A 17,676-nucleotide genomic window follows, 5' to 3' on the forward strand; every position below is an offset into this window, starting at 1 on the left:
TTAAAATAACAAATCGAGTAAATTGCAAGCTGAAATTAACAATAGAGAAACAACAAGTGTAATGCAACTTAGTTTATAGCGATAAGTTCGACATCGAAAATAAGCAACGATCCAGCACCAATTTTACCGGCAGATTTATTTCCGTATCCTAAATCCGGATGAATATAGAGCCTAAATTTATCACCAACCACCATAAGCTGAAGCGCTTCTTTCCAGCCTTCAATAACCTGTTTGGGGGTAAAGGTTATCGCTTGTCCTCGTTCAACTGAACTGTCAAACACCATGCCGTTTAACAAAGTTCCGTGGTAATGTACACGCACACTGTCGTTCATTGTGGGAAAAACATCCCCTTCCCCTTTTTCGATTACTTCATATTGCAACCCACTATCGGTGGTAATGACACCTACTTTTTCAGTATTATCTTTTAAGAAAGCTTGCGCATCTTGTCGATTAATTTCTGCAATTTTTTTTTGCTTTTGGTTTCCACTATAAATAAACCATACCAACCCAAGCACTAAAACCGTAACTACAATACCTGTCACAGACATAACTACTCCTACTCACTGTCTTCAGATGATTCTTTTTCATCACCATTTACAACTTGTGCTATTTGCTCAAGCCTTTCCAGCGCCAACTGGTTGATTGTACCTTGAGGGTATAAGCCTTCAATGAGGTATCCAGCTTCTTCACCCATCAGAATCTCGAGCGCCTCATCAACACTTTTAACTGCAAATAAATGAAATTTTTTGCGCTCTATAGCTTCAACAACTTCATCCTCTAAAACCAGATTAATCAAATTCGAATGAGGTACTATTACCCCCTGACTCCCAGTTAAGCCTCGCATTTTACATAACTTAAAAAAGCCTTCCACTTTTTCGTTCACGCCACCAACCGCTTGTACTTCTCCATGCTGGTTAATAGATCCCGTTAAGGCCAAAGATTGATCAATTGGAAGTTGCGTGATCGCAGAAATCAAACCACATAATTCCGCTAAAGACGCACTATCACCATCGATATAACCATAACTTTGTTCAATCGCAATATTTGCACTTAAAGTTAAACTGAATCGCTGCGCGTATTTATTACCTAGATAACCAGTAAGCAACATAACACCTTTAGAGTGAATTGATTTGCCCAACTCAGCTTCACGCTCAACATCAATGACGCCATCAGAGCCCGCATACACTGTCGCAGTGATCCTCGCAGGGGTACCAAAAGCAGTATCACCAATATGGAGTACGGTCAGGCCATTGACTTTGCCAACCGCTTTGCCCTGTGTGGCAATCAAGGTGTGACCCTCTTCAATGTCGCTCAGCATATTTTCACTCAGCTGACCCGTACGATATTGCTTGCCAACTAATGCTTCATTGATATGATGCTCATCTATGGTCTCTGCGTTATCCTGCTTTGCGTAATAACTGGCTTCTGCAACAAGTTCTAACACATCCGCAAAACGGGCAGATAATTTACTTCTATGTTCAGCTTGACGATAGCTGAATTTTAACAATCTGATCAACGCTTCGGCAGATAGGTTACAGTTCAGAGTTTGCTCGCAATATTCTTGTACTTTGCTGACAAACTGATATTGCAATCGATCGCTTGACGGTAAGTAATAATCAAAATCAGCCAGTACTCTAAACAGCTCACCAAACTCTTCATCATACTCACTTATGGTGTAATAAAGATCTCTGGAACCGAGCAAAATGATTTTCACATCCATCGGGATTAACTGAGGTTTTAGCGTGAAGCTACTACCCACAGAGCTATCTTGAAATGGCAAGTCATTTTTTATCTGATGCGTTTTCAATGAAAGTTTCAACCCATCCCACACTTGTGGCGATGACAGCACTTTCTCCGCATCCATAATTAAGTAACCGCCATTAGCTCGATGCAAAGCCCCTGCTTGAATGGAGCGATAACTTGTGATTAACGACCCTTGAGCACTTTCATACTCAATTTTGCCAAAAATATTACCGAACGTCGGATTCGGCTCATAAACAACTGGTGCTGGCGCACCTTCTTTGTATTCGATTAGAATATTTGGCGCAAAAAAGTCTGTGAGCATACCTTTGGCATCAAAGTCATCTTTTTGCTCGTCCGTACCGGCTGAATCATCATCCAACCAGTCCAAGACAGCTTCAACTATTTCGACACGCAAATCTTTTAAATATCGAATAACACCAATATGGCTAGCATATTTATGTTCAAGCGCCTTTAAAAGTGGTTTCGTTGCCAGCTCAATAGTAGTTTTTTTTAATTTTCTAAGCTTTTCAGAAGACTCTCTTTTCCATCTAGGAAGTTCAATTAATGCCTCAATTAACCCATCTTCTAACTCGTCAATCGCATCGTAAAACTGTGTCTGCGCCTGTTCACTCAAAGCGGCAAATTCATTGTCATCGAGCTGCTTGCCATTCACCACAGGAACAAAGCTCACAGCACCATTTTCTTCAAGCATTACAACACTTTTTTGTATAGCTAACTGTTCAACGGCTGTGAGTGCTGCATTATATTTGTTGTCAAAATCTCTATCGATTGACTTTTTCTTACGCTGATAGCCAGGGTTGTCGAATGCAGCAGGGAACGTATCAACTACTTCATCTAAAAATGCATCAATATCATCAGCGAGCTGCCGACTCTCGCCAGGCTGCATAAACATAGTTATCGGCTCTCGGTGATCGTCGTAGTTATTTACATATAGCCACTCTTTTGGCGTCGGGCGAGTCTTACTGTGCGCCTCTAGTTTGTCTTTGACCATGGTAAAGCGCCCTGTGGCCGCTTCGCCCATGACAAAAACATTGTAACCGGGTAGCTCCATACCAAGCGCAAAGTCAAGCGCGCTCTGCGCGCGTTGCTGGCCGATAAAAGGTAAAGACTCTGGATAGGGGTTTTGCATACATGAACGTATATGCTGCAAAGAGACAGTCGGAGTCAATTGATCCGAACTCAGTGGCTTATTTGTTTTAGTCATTCCTGATTTCTTTATTGTTCACCTTAGTAAAATCAAAGCACTTTGGCTAAGGCGTGAGCGCTTTTCTTGAAAACGTATCATGTCCACATTCGCTGCACGCTTTTATTTCAATAGAGTGATAAACATCGATTTTGTTGCCGCAATTCTTACACACTAATTGCCCCAAAGCTATCCATTCACCCTCTTTATAAATACCGTCATGCGCAAAATCATTCATCAGTGCATGCCACTCAAGCTGAGTCCTATCTTCTAAATAAGCCAGTTCATATAAAATTGACTCTTTGAACTCTTCCCACGCCACGCCTTCATAATGATCTTGAAACTCAGAAACATGATGTAGGTCACGTTTAAAATAGTGCCGATAATCACTTAACTTGTTCTTCCCAAACTGCCGCCACTTTTCCTCTTCTTGTAAAAAGTCCTCCATCAACTTTTTAAGTTCATGTTCTTTGACATCTTTACACCATTTAGAAAAGTCACTTAGCCATTGTTGATAATCTGCCATGCCGCCCCCTACTCAACGACACTTCACATTTAATTGCCTACGCTACTCCGATAAAAATCCGAATATCATGCTAACTAGCTGTTGAAGCAATTGGCTTGTGAAGTCATCACAACCTGTGTTGGATAGTTTTGCATATATCAACCAAGTATAGAGCACCTTTGAGAAAGGGCCATTGAGCCTACATCAAGTTACTTTTTAGCATGCAAAGAGTGAAACCAATCGAAATCCACTAAAATAGAATTAATCAGCTGAAAATGCTTATCAGACGCTGTGATCAAGCTTAGTTTTCGGGTATGCTATTGACCAATTTTACAATCAGTTTGCAAGAAGTCTGGAAACGTCAATGCAAGAGCAATACAACCCACAAGAAATCGAACCCAAGGTTCAATCCTATTGGGAAGAAAACAAAACATTTAAAGTAGTCGAAGACGAAAGCAAAGAAAAATACTACTGCTTGTCTATGTTCCCTTACCCAAGTGGTAAACTCCACATGGGCCATGTCCGTAACTATACGATCGGTGATGTTGTGTCACGCTTCCAGCGCTTGCAAGGCAAAAATGTCATGCAGCCAATGGGTTGGGATGCATTCGGCCTACCTGCAGAAAATGCGGCAATTAAAAACAATACAGCACCAGCAAAGTGGACCTACGAAAATATCGATTACATGCGTGGTCAGTTAAAGCAATTAGGCTTTGGCTACGATTGGGACCGTGAGATTGCGACTTGCCACCCTGAATACTACAAGTGGGAACAGTGGTTCTTCACTAAGCTTTACGAAAAAGGCTTAGTATACAAAAAAATGTCTACAGTAAACTGGGATCCCGTTGATCAAACAGTACTTGCGAACGAACAAGTTATTGATGGTCGCGGTTGGCGTTCAGGTGCACTCGTTGAACAAAAAGAAATTCCTCAGTGGTTTATTAAAATTACTGATTATGCACAAGAGCTATTAGACGATTTAGACAAACTAGATCACTGGCCAGAGCAAGTAAAAACCATGCAACGCAACTGGATTGGCCGCTCTGAAGGTTTAGAGATCGATTTCAAACGCGCTGACAACAACGAAAGCTTCACCGTATACACAACACGTCCTGATACATTCATGGGCGTAACCTATGTTGCTGTTGCGGCAGGTCACCCAATTGCTTTGGAAGCTGCACAAAATAACGAAGCAGTTGCTGCCTTTGTTGATGAGTGTAAAAATACCAAAGTGGCTGAAGCTGATTTAGCAACAATGGACAAAAAAGGCATCGCGACAGGCTTTACTGCGATTCATCCATTAACAGGCCAAGAAGTACCAATCTGGATCGCCAACTTTGTATTGATGGATTATGGCTCTGGTGCGGTGATGGCTGTACCAGGTCATGATCAACGCGACTATGAATTTGCGACCGCTTACGGCCTTGAAATCAAACAAGTTATCAGCCCTTCTGCAGACGCTGAACAGTCAGCTGATTTAGCCAAAGAAGCATTCACTGAAAAAGGCGTGCTCATCAACTCTGGTGAGTTTGATGGTCTTGACTTTGACGGGGCTTTCAATGCGATTGCAGATAAGCTTGAAGCTCAAAATGCAGGTAAGCGCAAAGTAAACTTCCGTCTTCGTGATTGGGGTGTAAGCCGTCAACGTTATTGGGGTTCTCCAATCCCAATGCTAAATAAAGAAGATGGCTCTGAGCTTGCTGCAACTGAAGATATGCTGCCAGTTCGCCTACCTGAAGATGTCGTGATGGATGGTGTAACGTCACCAATCAAAGCAGATCCTGAGTGGGCAAAAGCAACTGTGAATGGCGAGCAAGTATTCCATGAAACAGATACATTCGACACCTTTATGGAGTCTTCTTGGTACTATGCACGTTACTGCAGCCCTCGTTATGATGAAGGGATGCTAGAGCCAGGCGCTGCTAACTACTGGTTACCTGTTAACCAATATATTGGTGGTATTGAGCACGCAATATTGCACCTACTTTACTCTCGCTTCTTCCACAAGTTACTAAGAGATTTCGGATTAGTTAATTCTGACGAGCCGTTTGAGCGTCTACTATGTCAAGGCATGGTACTGGCTGATACTTATTACCGCAAAGACGAAAAAGGCGGTGATATCTGGATTTCTCCACTTGATGTGGAAACCGAAAAAGACGACAAAGGCCGTATCATCAAAGCATGGCACAAAGACGATGGCGAGCCTGTGATGTCTGCGGGCATGGGTAAGATGTCTAAGTCTAAGAACAATGGTATTGACCCACAAACTGTAATTAAACAATACGGTGCAGATACTGTTCGTTTATTTATGATGTTTACAGCGCCGCCTGAGCAAACGCTTGAATGGTCTGATTCTGGTGTTGAAGGTGCACAGCGATTCCTTCGCCGTGTATGGAAATATGCAGTTGATGTGAAAAATGCTGGTAAAGCAGACCTTGACCTAAGCAAGCTTTCTGGCAACCAAAAAGCACTACGTCGTGAAATCCATAAAGCCATTGCTAAAGTTTCTGATGATGTTGAGCGTCGCCAAACGTTCAATACAGCAATTGCTGCAATCATGGAACTGTCAAACAAACTGCTTAAAGCGCCACTTGAAAACGAACAAGATATCGCGCTTGCAAATGAAGCGCTCAATGCGATTATCATTATGTTGGCGCCAATTACGCCGCATATGTGTCACGAGTTATGGCTACAACTTGGCCATGAAGGTGATGTATTAGATGCATCTTGGCCTGTTGTCGATGAAAGTGCTTTAGTTGAAGACGAAAAGCTTATTGTTGTTCAAGTTAACGGCAAGCTTCGTGCAAAACTCACTGTCGCAGCTAATGCAACTCAGGAGCAGGTAGAAGCGATTGCATTTGCCGAAGAAAACGTAACTAAATTCACTGACGGAAAAAACATCCGTAAAGTAATTTATGTACCTGGCAAACTACTCAATGTGGTTGCAAACTAATGATTGGCTTTGTTCAGCAAGTCATTTCAACAGCGGGCCAAATTGGCTCCGCTGTTCGCTCGCTTGCAGACATTAAAAACGGACTGGCAATTTTGCTGGTCTGTTTTGCTGTCTCTGGCTGTGGTTTTCACCTCAAGCAAGCGTCTTATATCCCAGAAGATTTAAGAGTGTTGCACCTCACTGGAGATGACCAGAAATCTGCATTATTCGAACAGCTAAAGTACGAGTTACAACGTTCACAAGTAAAAATTAACGACCAAATTGAACATAAACAAACAAAGTACACTGCAGAGCTGCACTTATATCAAGATGAACTAAATAGGCAAACATTAAGTTTGTTTCCAAATGGCCAGGTTGCTCAGTATGAACTTGCTTATAAAGTGTCATACCGTCTCGTACGCCCTGATCAAGACCCTATTGAACAAAGCTTTGAGTTATATCGTAATTATCAAGATGATCCCACTAACTCGCTTGCTAAATCAAAAGAGTTAGAAATTATTCTTGGTGAAATGCGTAAGCTTGCCACCAAACGAATTATTCGCGAACTATCACAACTCTAATGCGCTGTTATGCAAATCAATTAGCAGGTCAATTAAGTAAAGACCTGCACCCATTCTATCTGGTATTTGGCGAAGAGCCATTCCAAGAAAACAACTGTGTGCTCAATATTCGTCAAGCGGCTAAAAAACAAGGTTTTGACGAAGTAATTAAGTTTGCCCTGCTGCCAGGCTTCGACTGGCAAGAGTTAATCGCACAATACAACAGTATGTCTTTGTTCAGCGCTCGAACGATCATTGAACTCGACCTAAACCAACAAAAACCGCCAACACAAGGTGTAAACATACTCAAAGAACTCGCGGCGAGTATCAACCCAGATGTTATCCTCATCTTAAAAGGCGCAAAAGCCAGCCAAGATATTCAACGTTCTGCATGGTTCAAAGCACTCGATAAAAAAGGGTTGTTTGTCCCTTGTTACGCATTAACTGGCTACCATTTAGAGAAATGGCTGGATGAAGAATGTAAGCGATTAAAGGTGAACCTAAAAAGTGATGCCAAACGCAGCCTTCTACTTGCAACCGAAGGAAACTTGCTCGCTACTTCTCAAGAACTAGAAAAACTGTCTTTGCTTCATAAAGATGCACTTATCGACCAACAGCAGTTAATGAGCGGGCTGTTAAACCAAGCTAAATTTGATATTTTTGATTTAAATGACGGCTTACTCAAAGGTAATGCAAAATACATTATTAAAATACTGAACAAGTTGGCCAAAGATAATATCGAGCCAACCAGCGTTGCATGGACTATCCAAAACCAAGCACAAACACTTTTAAACATTAAACGCGCGTTAGTCCAAGGTCAGCCAATTAATCAACTGTTTAAGCAGTATAATATTTGGAAAAATCAGCAAGCATCAACGCAACAGGCGTTGGATAGATTACCAATAACACAGCTAGAAACCATCATTACTTTACTGGCACAATTTGACTCTGCATATAAAAGCAACTTGCTCAGTGCGCCCTTCCAAGGTTTGGCCCATATTGCCTTAAGTTTTTGTCAACCGGTTAACTTCCCAATGCCATTTTCTGATGAGAGCAATCAAATTGGAGCGGCCCGGTAATGATAGCACTATTTGGTGGCACCTTTGATCCTATTCATTTAGGCCATATCAATATGGCAGAGCAGTGCTTGAATGAGCTTTCTTTGAGTACTTTGTCCTTTATACCTAATGCCACGCCCGTTCATAAACAAGGGCCTAGCATCACCACAGAGCATCGTCTAGCCATGTTAAAACTGGCAACAGAGACTGAGCCTAAATTCGCTATAGATACCAGAGAAATTGTTAGGACAGAACCTTCATATACAGTTTTAACCCTGCAAGAGCTAAGAAATGAGCACCCAGATACCCCTATCGCCTTTTTAATGGGTATGGACTCATTCAACAGCTTACACACCTGGTATCAATGGCAAGCAATCACCCAACTTTGCCACATTGTTGTTTACGCAAGACCAGGGGATACATATGCGCCTTGTGAGCAATTGGCATCATATTTAGCAAAGGCGCAAGTATCCGCTCCAGCATCTTTGCAACAAGCTACAGCTGGTAAGTGCTATTTTTTAACTGGTCAAACATTTTCCGCGGCTTCCAGTGAAATACGCTTAGCAATAAAATCTGGTAAATCCATTGAACCTTGGCTGTCACCGAAAGTCATAGCTTATATTAATAAGAATGGGTTGTACGCGCATTAATCGCTGCTGATCCGCTTGGGAATTCTGTTGGAAATCATGTTAGAATTGCGCCCTTATTTGAAGTGTATATTGTAAAGAGACCCTGATTTGGATTCAAAACAACTATTAGACTTTGCGCTTGATAAAGTCGACGATATGAAAGCCCGTGATATTGTAAAGCTAGATGTGCGAGAAACATCTTCCATCACAGATTATTTGGTCATTTGTTCTGGCAACTCAAAACGTCATGTTCAATCTATTGCTGAGCACGTCGCAAAAGAAGCACGTCATGCCGGTGAAACACCACTTGGCCACGAAGGACAAGACAGTGGTGAATGGGTGCTTGTCGACCTCGGTGATGTTGTTGTACACGTTATGCAAGACCAAACGCGTGATTTTTACGACTTAGAAAAGCTTTGGGGCTAGTGTGAAAATTCAGTTAATCGCTGTTGGTACAAAAATGCCTGCATGGGTTGAAACGGGGTTCAAAGAATATCAACGCCGTTTCCCCAAAGACATGCCACTAGAGCTGATTGAAATTACTGCGGGTAAACGCGGTAAGAACGCTGACATCAAACGGATCTTGCAACAAGAGGGTGAAAAAACCCTCGCAGCAATCCCAAAAGGCAATAGGATCGTTACCCTAGAAGTCACGGGAAAACCTTGGGATACACATCAATTGGCGAACAACATGGAAAAATGGCAGCTGGATGGCCGTGATGTCAGTTTACTGATTGGTGGACCTGAAGGGCTGGCACCAGAGTGTATTGCTGCATCAGAGCAAAAGTGGTCACTCTCCAACCTAACTCTGCCTCATCCGCTGGTAAGAATTGTCGTAGCTGAAAGCCTCTATCGTGGTTGGAGCTTAAACAACAACCACCCTTATCACAGAGAATAAGTATTTCATGATAAAAAACCGGCCAACGATCCGCGACCACAGCGCTGAAGCCAATTTATTTGCGCGCCGCGCGTTTGTTGGCTTTGTTTTTGTCGTGCTCCTTATCGGAGTGCTTCTTAATAACATCTATACTCTGCAAGTTGAGAAGCACGAGACCTATCAAACGCGTTCGAATGATAACCGGATAAAGGTCATTCCTATCGCGCCAAATCGTGGCTTAATTTACGACAGAAATGGCGTCTTACTTGCGGAAAACAGGCCTGTTTATAATCTTGAAGTGATCCCAGAGCAAGTAACAGATCTAGAGCAATCTTTAGAGCAGCTCGGTGCAATTATCAGCATTACCGATACACAAAAAAACGCCATCATAAAAAGTAATCGTCGCTCTAGGCGCTTTAAAAGCCAAGTTTTAAAGGCCCGCCTGAATGAACAAGAAGTAGCAATTTTTTCCGTTAACCAGCACCGTTTCCCTGGTTTCAGTGTTGAAGCCAGACTTGCCAGACATTACCCATACGGTGATGCACTGACGCATGCGCTGGGCTATGTCTCCAGACTCAATAAAAAAGAGCTCAGTGAACTAGAATCTCAAGGGCTTGCTAAGAATTACCGCGCCACACATGATTTTGGCAAGTTAGGCATAGAAAAGTTCTACGAACAGCGCCTGCATGGCCAAGTTGGCTCGCAACGTGTTGAAGTCAATAACCGCGGTCGAATTATTCGTTCTCTCAGTATCGAGCACCCGAAACCTGGTGAAGATTTGGTGCTCACCTTGGATATTGGTTTACAAAAAATAGCCCAAGAAGTGCTTGAAGGCGTTAGGGGCGCAATCGTGGTGATGGACCCTAAAGATGGCGGGATCTTAGCCCTCTATTCAAATCCAAGCTATGACCCCAATTTATTCGTACATGGCATTAGCAGCAAAGATTACCGAGCGCTGCTCAACCCTGACAGACCTTTGATCAATCGCGCAACGCAAGGTAGGTATGCACCTGCTTCTACCGTGAAGCCACACCTTGCCATTTTGGCATTAGAGGAAGGTATCGTAAAAGAGGAAACCAAAATTTGGGACCCCGGCTTCTTCCAAATTCCTAATGTAGAACACCGCTGGCGTGACTGGTTAAGGTGGGGACACGGACATGTTGATGTCTATGAAGCAATAGAACAATCTTGCGACACCTATTTCTATGAGACCGCTTATAAGCTTGGCATCACAAAAATCAGTAACTTTATGAGTCAGTTTGGCTTTGGCGATCTGTCCGGTATTGATATTCATGAAGAAACAGCTGCCATCATGCCAACCACAGAGTGGAAACGCCAACGCTTTAAAGAATCTTGGTGGCCTGGCGACACCATATCTGTCGGCATAGGGCAAGGTTATTGGACGGCTACACCTATGCAAATTACCAACGCCGTTTCAATTTTAGTGAACAAAGGGATACACCGCCCTCCACACTTGGTGCAAGTTGCAAAGCAAGACAATGATGTTGAGCAAATGTACACGGAAGAAAAACCGCCCGTCGTATTAAAAAATCCGCACCATTGGAAGATAGCTTTGGATGCGATGCACAACACAGTGAAAAAAGCCCGAGGTACAGCCCATAAAGCTTTCTTAGGGGCGACTTATGATCCGGCTGGAAAGACAGGGACAGCTCAAATTGTCAGTATCGCACAAGGTGAAGAATACGACGCAGAAAGCCTCAAAGAAAAGCACAGAGATAATGGCATTTATGTTGGCTTCGCTCCATACAATGACCCACGTATCGTCGTTACCGTGATTGTTGAAAACCAAGGTGGCGGTTCAACCATTGCCGCACCAATTGCGCGAAAGCTCATGGATTATTACTTCGAAACTTACCCAAGTCATACGGAGGGTAAATGAATCAATTAAGGCAACGACGCTCGTTCTGGCAACGAATTCACATTGACCTGCCATTACTTATCGCACTACTCGTCATGATGGCTGGAAGCCTTGCGGTCGTTTACAGTGCCAGCGGTCAAAACATGGATATGATGGCTCGCCATGCAACTCGCATGCTCGGTGCTATTATTGCACTTTTTGTGATGGCTCAAATCTCACCAAATACGCTCAAGAGACTAGTATTTCCGCTCTATACAGTGGGGTTGATCATGCTTATCGGCGTATTCTTTTTTGGTATTACGATTAACGGTGCTAAGCGCTGGTTAGACATTGGCATTACACGTTTTCAGCCTTCAGAAATCATGAAATTGGGCGTACCCATGATGGTAGCATGGTACATTGGTCGGCAGCAGTTACCACCCAAAATCTTACATATCTTTATTGGCTTTGCCATTGTGCTGGTACCTACTATCCTCATTCAAAAGCAACCAGATTTAGGCACTTCTCTGCTCATTGCAAGCTCAGGCATCTTTGTTTTATTTTTATCTGGTCTAAGCTGGAGATTGATCGGCAGCAGCGTCCTATTGGCCATCCCCGGTGCATTTGCCATGTGGCACTTTGTCATGCACGAGTATCAAAAGCAGCGAGTCTTGACCTTACTCGATCCCGAAAGCGACCCTCTCGGCGCCGGTTATCATATTATTCAGTCAAAAATTGCCATCGGCTCCGGTGGCATTGAAGGAAAAGGCTGGTTACATGGCACACAGTCCCAACTTGAGTTTTTACCTGAGCGCCACACAGATTTTATATTCTCAGTACTAAGCGAAGAATTCGGCTTGCTTGGCGTTGTTATGCTATTGAGTGTTTATCTATTTATCATTGGTAGAGGGCTATACATAGCAGTCAATGCACAAGAGGCATTTAGTAAATTACTCGCTGGGGCGCTCACACTCACATTTTTCGTCTATATTTTTGTCAACATTGGAATGGTCTCAGGATTATTGCCCGTGGTTGGCGTACCTTTACCGCTTATCAGCTATGGCGGTACCTCAATGGTTACACTGATGGCTGGTTTCGGTATCATCATGGCGATAGCAACAGATAAAAAAATGCTACTAAAATAATCTATGAATAAAACATTACTTCTCCCTTTAAGTGCCATTTTACTTTTGAGCGCTTGTAGCAGCAGATACCATACAAGCCAAGATAAGGCGCCTTTACGTGCGCCGACCGAGCTTGAAATGCAAGATGCAAAAGTTACCAACGAACCAAAAAGCGTCAGTGCGGGTCGACCTTATACTGTACTGGGCAAAAGTTATACCCCTATCTCAGATGAAAAAGGCTTTACACAGACAGGGACAGCATCATGGTATGGACGCAAATTTCATGGTTACTACACCTCCAATGGTGAAACCTTCAATATGTTTGATATGACAGCTGCGCACAAAACACTCCCTTTACCTAGTTTTGTTAAAGTCACTAACTTAGCAAATAATGTCAGCGCAATTGTCAGAGTAAATGACCGCGGCCCATTTCATGACGACCGAATCATCGATCTCTCTTATGCAGCCGCTTACAAGCTTGGATACCATTTGCAAGGTACAGCGGAGGTTAAGATTGAAGCCATTACTATTGACCGTAAAAATCCACGTTTGACGTATGTACAAGTTGCAGCTGGCAGTAACATGGAAAATGTGAAGGCGTTGGCTTCTCAGTTGTCTAATAAATTTGAATTAGGTACCCCTATCGCTTTTGAAGATAATCTTTACAAATTGCGACTTGGACCGATTTTAGATGACCAAACAGCACAAAAGGTGCTAAAAACCTTACAAGAAGGTGAATTTAACAAAGCCTTCTTGCTTTATAGCGAATATGAACTTTAAAATATTCGTAATCTGAATTACGTAATTTTTGTTCCGCGACTTAAAGCCAACATGTAAGTATACTGAATGGCATGTAGAACAAAAATAAAACCTGCTGGGTAGTGCAAAAGCAAGTCACTGCCCAAACTAAATTAAAAAGCGAGCATGATGACAGTATTTAAACCAAAAGTAGTTAAAAAAATCCTTGGTGTCGTGTGTTCTTTGTCATTATTTTCGGCAAGCGCACAGATCATACCTTCTCCACCGCAAATGAGTGCAAAAGGTTATTTCCTCGTCGACTTTACAACCGGTAAAGTGATTGCAGAGGGTGAAGCGGATACCAAGCTTTTGCCTGCTAGTTTAACAAAAATGATGACCAGCTATGTTATTGGTACTGAAATTCTAGCTGGCAACATCGCGCCAACAGATATGGTGACCATCAGCGAAAAAGCTTGGGCGAAAAACTTCCCTGAATCATCAAAAATGTTCATCGAAGTCGGTAAAAAAGTCAGTGTTGACGACTTAAACCACGGTATTATCATTCAATCTGGTAATGATGCGTGTGTTGCCATGGCCGAACACATCGCTGGCAGCGAGAGTGCATTCGCTGACTTAATGAATGCACATGCTGAAAAGCTAGGTATGACCAACAGCTTCTTTATTAACAGCCACGGTTTAGATGCGCCAGAACAGTATACAACACCAAGAGACATGGCAACTTTAGGTGCCGCACTTATTCGTGATGTACCTGAAGAATATGCACTGTACAAGCAAAAGTCATTTACTTTTAACGGCATTAAACAATATAACCGAAACTCACTATTGTGGGATGCAAGCTTAGATGTTGACGGTATTAAAACTGGCCATACTGCGGAAGCGGGTTATAGCTTAGTCACTTCAGCAACCAAAGGCGATATGAGATTGATCGCAGTTGTCATGGGTACTGAAAGCGAAAGAGCCAGAAAAGTCGAAAGTAAAAAGCTATTAAACTACGGCTTCAGATTTTTTGAAACAATCACACCTTACAAAGCTGGTGACAGCTTCGCCGATCAGCGCATCTGGATGGGTAATAAAGAAACAGTCTCTTTGGGTATCACGCAAGATACGCCAATTACTATTCCACGTGGTCAGCGCAAAAACTTAAAAGCACATTTTGAGTTAGACCAAACGCTGACTGCCCCACTTGCTAAAGGTAGTACTGTAGGTACGCTATTCTTGCAACTAGACGGTGAAGATATTGCCGAGTATCCACTCGTCACACTTGAAGAAATTGAAGAAGGCAGTTTCTTCAGCCGCATTTACGACTACTTACGTTTACAGATCATGCAATAACCCTGTATCTAGTACGTATATAAAGCAACAGCGCCTCTATTTGAGGCGTTTTTTTTTGCCATAAAAATGATAGAATGCCGCCATTATTGAGGTAATGATGCCTAAGTGAAAACAATTCACATTACACAATCATTGCTTAGTATCTGTAGTGAGGAAACCGTCGTGGTAACACCTGTAAAAAACACTAAGTTTGATGAGTACTTAGAATTTCCCTGCCCGTTTACTTTTAAGGTCATGGGCTTGGCTAATGTTGATCTAACCGATCAGATTCTTACCAAAATGCAAGCCATTGCGCCTGGCGATTATGCGCCAAAGGTTAAACCGAGTAGCAAAGGCACATACGAATCTGTCACTTTGGTTGCAACAGTGACGTCAAAAGAGCACATTGAGCAGATATACACTGAGCTAGGTAGTATCGAAGCTGTTCGTTACGTACTGTAGTGAAGGAAGTCCATGAGCAACCATAATGTCATCATTCGCCACCTTGGGCGACAAAGTTACGAGCCTATTTGGCAAAAAATGCAGCACTTTACTGATCAGCGTGATGACTCAGCGGCCGACGAAATTTGGTTAGTTGAACACAGCCCTGTTTTTACACAGGGGCAAGCTGGCAAAGCGGAGCACGTACTCGCTCCGGGTGATATCCCTGTTGTTAAAGTCGACAGAGGCGGTCAGGTGACCTATCACGGACCTGGCCAGCAGATGATGTACGTTTTGTTCAATTTACGCCGCCTGAAAATTGGCGTAAGAGAACTGGTTACTTGGCTTGAAGAGACCATTATTGAATCATTGCAAGAGTACAATATCGATGCCTATGCTAAAGCTGATGCGCCAGGTGTTTATGTCAACAATTGCAAAATTGCTTCTTTGGGCTTAAGAGTTAGACGAGGCTGCTCGTTCCACGGACTTGCACTCAATGTCAACATGGACCTGAGTCCATTTTTGCGTATTAACCCATGCGGCTATGCAGGCATGGAGATGATACAAACTAGCGATTTAAATGGGCCTGCTACGCTTGAAGAAGCAGGTAACGGGCTTATTAAGCATATGCTTAAGCGCATTAACGCTGAGCATGTTGTTCACACTGAAGGGTTTGAGAACGAATGAGTAAACCAGTCAAAATGGAGCCGGGTGTAAAATTACGCGATGCCGAAAAAATGGCATTAATTCCGGTCAAAGTACTACCAACTGAGCGAGAGCAAATGCTCCGTAAGCCTGAGTGGCTTAAGATCCGCTTACCAAAATCAAGTGAGCGAATTGAAGGTATTAAAAGCGCAATGCGTAAGCATGGCTTACACTCAGTTTGTGAAGAAGCATCTTGTCCCAATTTATCTGAGTGCTTTAACCACGGTACAGCAACATTCATGATTTTAGGCGCTATTTGTACTCGTCGTTGCCCATTCTGTGATGTCGCACACGGTCGCCCATTAAAGCCTGATGCAGCTGAGCCAGAAAAGCTTGCACTGACAATTAAAGACATGAAACTTAAGTACGTGGTAATTACCTCAGTAGACCGCGACGACTTACGCGATGGCGGCGCACAGCATTTTGCAGACTGTATCAGAGAGATCCGTAAGCATAATCCGGGGATCACCATTGAAATCCTAGTCCCTGATTTCCGTGGCCGTATGGATAGAGCACTTGAGATCCTAACCGAAACGCCACCTGATGTATTTAACCACAACTTGGAAACTGCGCCTAGACTCTACAAATTAGCACGTCCAGGTGCTGATTATAAATGGTCTCTAGAGTTACTACGCCGCTTCAAAGAAGCACACCCAGAAGTTAAGACCAAATCTGGTTTAATGGTGGGGTTAGGTGAAGAGATCTCTGAAATTGAAGAAGTATTAAGAGATCTACGTGAACACAACGTGGATATGTTAACTGTTGGACAGTACCTGGCACCTTCGAAGCACCACTTGCCAGTTAAGCGCTACGTGCCACCAGTAGAGTTTGACGCACTGAAAGACTACGCTGATGAAATTGGCTTTTCACACGCAGCATGTGGCCCGTTTGTTCGTTCAAGTTACCACGCAGACCAACAAGCGGCCGGTAAAGAAGTAAAATAACTTTACGTCACACAAAAAAAGCAAGCGCCTGAGCTTGCTTTTTTTGTGGCTAATTTTCTATTTTACAATTATTTGGTCTTCCCACAGGTGGATGATATTAGGGTTCGTTAGGTTAAACACTTTAACAACCATGGTTTTACCCGCCGCATTTTCACATTCAATAATTTGATACAAAACCTGGTGGGCAGGGTTTGTTAACACCTCATTTTTAATAAACACATCTGAGTGAAATGGCCCTTTGCGATCTTCCCCATGGAACAGACCTAATGACACGCCTCGATTCGCTACTGTTGAGCAGTAAGATTGTGTGTTTTGATTATTCACACTTAAGCGACTGCGAATACGATATGCTGAGTGGTATCCGTATGAATATGGCTGATAAATAAACTTACCTTCAGGCTCTAGTGTTACCTGCCAATCCACAATTGGAGCGCCTGGCACATTGACCAACACGTTGTAATCGATGCCGTCGCCATCAAGACAGTTAATATGCACCGTTTTGGATGCCTGCAATGCATTTTCATCATGCAGATCCGCCTCTAACGTCAAGCTCTGCGTCGAATCCACATCCACAGACAAGCTTAAATTTGCGAGGTTATTATGGGTTTCGTTAGAATAAACGTTGGCGTTATAACAGCGGCTGAACTCATCTCTAAGCTGCACATTGAGCGTTAACTTGTGGGCATGTTCACTGGTGATCAGAACATGACTCACAGGGCCTTCAGTATAGTGTGTTAACCGTTCAAAGCCATCTTCGTCAGCAATATTTTGCGCAAGAGCAACCGCATTCAAGCTCGTCATTAACGTACCAAATACAATCGAAAGTTTAGATAAAGACATGACAATTTCCTTTTCATTGAGAGAAATCGGTATAGTCTGTACTACATACTCAGCTATCTGATGACTACAACTTATCAGCCAGTTCCTTCTATTACAAAAAACATGATGATGGTCGAAATCATCGTAAAAATTGAGAATTTATCCAAATTTTTTAACCTGTTAGGTGAGTACCTTTTTAAAATAATT

17 protein-coding genes are annotated in these 17,676 nt (G+C 42.9%); 13 read left to right on the forward strand and 4 right to left on the reverse strand.

The annotated features are described in order from the left end of the window. Positions 1 to 68: 68 nt before the first annotated feature. Genes L1077_RS12335 through L1077_RS12345 form a run of 3 tightly spaced genes read right to left on the reverse strand, consistent with a single transcriptional unit; the run spans position 69 to position 3,473 of the window. Entirely contained in the window at positions 69 to 548 is a 480-nt protein-coding gene (locus tag L1077_RS12335) for an FKBP-type peptidyl-prolyl cis-trans isomerase (RefSeq protein WP_237137120.1), read from the reverse strand. Positions 549 to 556: 8 nt separating this feature from the next. Beyond that, a complete protein-coding gene (locus tag L1077_RS12340; protein WP_237137121.1) occupies positions 557 to 2,968 on the reverse strand; it encodes a Lon protease family protein in 2,412 nt (803 codons plus the stop codon). A gap of 46 nt (positions 2,969 to 3,014) precedes the next feature. Continuing rightward, complete coding sequence (locus L1077_RS12345; RefSeq protein ID WP_237137122.1) at positions 3,015 to 3,473, reverse strand: zinc ribbon-containing protein; 459 nt, start codon at positions 3,471 to 3,473, stop codon at positions 3,015 to 3,017. A gap of 343 nt (positions 3,474 to 3,816) precedes the next feature. Here L1077_RS12345 and leuS point away from each other — a divergent pair, with 343 nt between their 5' ends. The 13 genes from leuS (at position 3,817) to lipA (ending at position 16,650) form a co-directional block, all read left to right on the forward strand. Next, positions 3,817 to 6,405, forward strand: coding sequence for a leucine--tRNA ligase (gene leuS / locus L1077_RS12350; RefSeq protein WP_237137123.1), 2,589 nt, complete (start codon positions 3,817 to 3,819; stop codon positions 6,403 to 6,405). Beyond that, entirely contained in the window at positions 6,405 to 6,965 is a 561-nt protein-coding gene (locus L1077_RS12355; RefSeq protein ID WP_237137124.1) for an LPS-assembly lipoprotein LptE, read from the forward strand. Before leuS ends, L1077_RS12355 begins: the two co-directional genes overlap by 1 nt. Beyond that, on the forward strand, positions 6,965 to 8,023 hold the full coding sequence (holA, locus tag L1077_RS12360; RefSeq protein WP_237137125.1) for a DNA polymerase III subunit delta: 1,059 nt from the start codon (positions 6,965 to 6,967) through the stop codon (positions 8,021 to 8,023). The genes L1077_RS12355 and holA overlap by 1 nt, the downstream gene beginning before the upstream one ends. Next, positions 8,023 to 8,652 (forward strand): nicotinate-nucleotide adenylyltransferase, encoded by a 630-nt coding sequence (gene nadD / locus L1077_RS12365; protein ID WP_237137126.1) that lies wholly within the window; start codon positions 8,023 to 8,025, stop codon positions 8,650 to 8,652. Before holA ends, nadD begins: the two co-directional genes overlap by 1 nt. Positions 8,653 to 8,739: 87 nt before the next feature. After that, positions 8,740 to 9,057 carry a ribosome silencing factor gene (gene rsfS, locus L1077_RS12370; protein WP_063361819.1) on the forward strand — a complete coding sequence of 106 codons (318 nt, stop codon included), beginning with the start codon at positions 8,740 to 8,742 and terminating at the stop codon, positions 9,055 to 9,057. A 1-nt stretch (position 9,058) separates the two neighbouring features. Further along, on the forward strand, positions 9,059 to 9,529 hold the full coding sequence (gene rlmH, locus L1077_RS12375) for a 23S rRNA (pseudouridine(1915)-N(3))-methyltransferase RlmH (protein WP_063361820.1): 471 nt from the start codon (positions 9,059 to 9,061) through the stop codon (positions 9,527 to 9,529). Between the two features lie 7 nt (positions 9,530 to 9,536). Next, positions 9,537 to 11,408, forward strand: a complete 1,872-nt coding sequence (gene mrdA / locus L1077_RS12380; RefSeq protein WP_237137127.1) for a penicillin-binding protein 2 — start codon at positions 9,537 to 9,539, stop codon at positions 11,406 to 11,408. Continuing rightward, positions 11,405 to 12,511: a rod shape-determining protein RodA gene (gene rodA / locus L1077_RS12385; protein WP_237137128.1), complete on the forward strand. Its 1,107-nt coding sequence runs from the start codon at positions 11,405 to 11,407 to the stop codon at positions 12,509 to 12,511. Before mrdA ends, rodA begins: the two co-directional genes overlap by 4 nt. A 3-nt stretch (positions 12,512 to 12,514) precedes the next feature. Next, positions 12,515 to 13,270, forward strand: coding sequence for a septal ring lytic transglycosylase RlpA family protein (locus tag L1077_RS12390; RefSeq protein WP_237137129.1), 756 nt, complete (start codon positions 12,515 to 12,517; stop codon positions 13,268 to 13,270). Positions 13,271 to 13,417: 147 nt separating this feature from the next. Further along, on the forward strand, positions 13,418 to 14,581 hold the full coding sequence (locus L1077_RS12395; protein WP_237137197.1) for a serine hydrolase: 1,164 nt from the start codon (positions 13,418 to 13,420) through the stop codon (positions 14,579 to 14,581). 162 nt (positions 14,582 to 14,743) lie between these two features. Next, positions 14,744 to 15,022, forward strand: coding sequence for a DUF493 family protein YbeD (ybeD, locus tag L1077_RS12400; RefSeq protein WP_039611602.1), 279 nt, complete (start codon positions 14,744 to 14,746; stop codon positions 15,020 to 15,022). A 12-nt stretch (positions 15,023 to 15,034) separates the two neighbouring features. Beyond that, positions 15,035 to 15,688 (forward strand): lipoyl(octanoyl) transferase LipB, encoded by a 654-nt coding sequence (gene lipB, locus L1077_RS12405; protein ID WP_237137130.1) that lies wholly within the window; start codon positions 15,035 to 15,037, stop codon positions 15,686 to 15,688. Further along, the gene (gene lipA, locus L1077_RS12410) at positions 15,685 to 16,650 is read left to right on the forward strand and encodes a lipoyl synthase (RefSeq protein ID WP_237137131.1); all 966 of its coding nucleotides are present in this window, start codon (positions 15,685 to 15,687) and stop codon (positions 16,648 to 16,650) included. The genes lipB and lipA overlap by 4 nt, the downstream gene beginning before the upstream one ends. Before the next feature lie 57 nt (positions 16,651 to 16,707). On the opposite strand, the gene L1077_RS12415 is transcribed toward lipA, so the two are convergent. Further along, entirely contained in the window at positions 16,708 to 17,490 is a 783-nt protein-coding gene (locus L1077_RS12415) for a hypothetical protein (protein ID WP_237137132.1), read from the reverse strand. Positions 17,491 to 17,676: the final 186 nt, after the last annotated feature.

The sequence above is a fragment of the Pseudoalteromonas luteoviolacea genome (assembly GCF_021654285.1).
In the GTDB taxonomy this organism is placed as follows: Bacteria; Pseudomonadota; Gammaproteobacteria; order Enterobacterales; family Alteromonadaceae; genus Pseudoalteromonas; species Pseudoalteromonas luteoviolacea_J.